General features: G+C 59.0%; 2 protein-coding genes. Both read left to right on the top strand.

What is annotated here, in order from left to right:
- Window positions 1-879 (top strand): ABC transporter substrate-binding protein (locus tag EN879_RS34375; protein ID WP_245493919.1); only part of this gene is annotated, 879 nt, incomplete at its 5' end.
- An 85-nt stretch (window positions 880-964) separates the two neighbouring features.
- Window positions 965-1,825: ABC transporter permease (locus EN879_RS34380; protein ID WP_164774776.1), on the top strand; the 861-nt coding region annotated here is incomplete at its 3' end.

The raw sequence follows: 1,825 nt of genomic DNA on the forward strand, positions 1-1,825 counted from the left end.
GTGGAGTTCATCGCCATCACAGATCTCGCCGCTCGCATGGCGGCGCTATCCACGGGGGAGGTGGACTATATCGGCCGCGCCGACCTCAAGACCCTCGGCATGTTGAAACGCAATCCCAAGGTGGAAATCGTCGAGGTCACTGGCTACGGGCACTATACCTTGCCGATGAATGTCACGATGGCGCCGTTTGATAATCCGGACGTGCGAATGGCATTGAAATGGGCGATCAATCGCCAAGAAATCGTCGACAAGATCTTTCTTGGCCACGCCACTGTGGCCAACGACAACCCGATCGCGCCGGCCATCAAATTCGCCAAGGATCCGCAACCGCAACACAGCTTCGATCCGGAAAAAGCCAAGCACTACCTGAAAAAGGCCGGAATGGAGAACCTGAAGGTGGACCTCTCGGTGGCCGATGCCGCCTTTGCGGGGGCGGTGGATGCGGCTTCGCTCATTCGCGAAACGGCAGCCCAATGCGGCATCGACGTCAATGTCGTGCGTGAGGCCGAGGACGCTTATTGGGACAATGTCTGGCTGAAGAAACCCTGGTGCGCTTCCTATTGGAGCGGTCGGGCAACCGCCGACTGGATGTTCACGCAAGCCTTTGCCGCGGACTCCAGCTGGAACGAAACGTTCTGGAAAAATCCCCACTTCAACGAATTGCTTGTCCAGGCACGCGCCGAGACGGACGAAGCCAAACGAGCGGCGATGTATGCCGAGATGCAGCAACTAACCCACGATGACGGCGGCAGCATCGTGCTGGTCTTCAACAATTTCGTCAGCGCCCAATCCAAAAAGCTCGCACACGGTGATGTGGCGCCCAACTGGGAGAACGATGGACTGAAAATGGCCGAACGCTGGTGGATCGCCACGGCATGAGATGGCGGGCCGGAGCCGCGATGGTTTTGAGGCTCCGGTCAGCTGGCTCCGAGTGCAGGGTTGCCGCCCAGGAAACGCCACGCACATGAACCCCGTCGCAAGAACGGTCCTGCAGCGCCTTGGCCTCGGTCTGGTCACTTTGTTTATCGTGTCCATCATCATCTTCTCTGCGATCGCGATGCTCCCAGGCGACTTCGCCAAGGCCACGCTCGGGCAGTCGGCGACGCCCGAAACGGTCGCCGCGTTTCAGCGGGAGATCGGCATCGATCGTCCGCCTGTCGAGCGCTACTTCGCTTGGATCGCCCAGATGCTCCATGGCGATTTCGGCTCTTCGTTTGCGAGCCGCACCGGATATCGGCGTACCGTGGCCGAGATCATCGCACCCCGCCTCTACAACACGATGTTCCTTGCAGCGGTGACGGCGCTGATAGCCGTTCCCCTGGCCTTGGGGCTTGGCATTCTGGCTGCGCTGTACCGCAACGGCTGGTTCGACCGGCTGGTGAATGTCGCGACACTGACAACCATTTCATTCCCGGAATTTTTCGTCGCTTATATGCTCGCCTACCTGGTGATCTCGCGCGACACGTTCATCGGATCCGATTTCGCTCAAACGCTGCCTCATTGGCTCACTGTCTCGCTGAACTGGGCGCTCAATGCGGTTCCCAAATTTCCGACATTGTCGAATGTGAACGATCAGACGCCATTTTGGGAGCATCTCTGGAAAGTCGCCCTGCCGGCAATCACCCTTGCGCTTGTAATCGTGGCCCACATGATGCGCATGACCCGAGCGGCCATCATCAACATGCTGTCAAGCCCCTACATCGATATGGCGCGCCTCAAGGGAATGTCCCCGATGGTGATCGTGCTGAGGCATGCCCTGCCCAATGCCTGGGCTCCGATCGTCACTGTGGTCGCGTTCAATCTGGCGTATCTCATCGTCGGAGTG

It is taken from the genome of Mesorhizobium sp. M7A.F.Ca.AU.002.02.1.1 (genome assembly GCF_003998535.1).
Lineage (GTDB): Bacteria > Pseudomonadota > Alphaproteobacteria > Rhizobiales > Rhizobiaceae > Mesorhizobium > Mesorhizobium ciceri.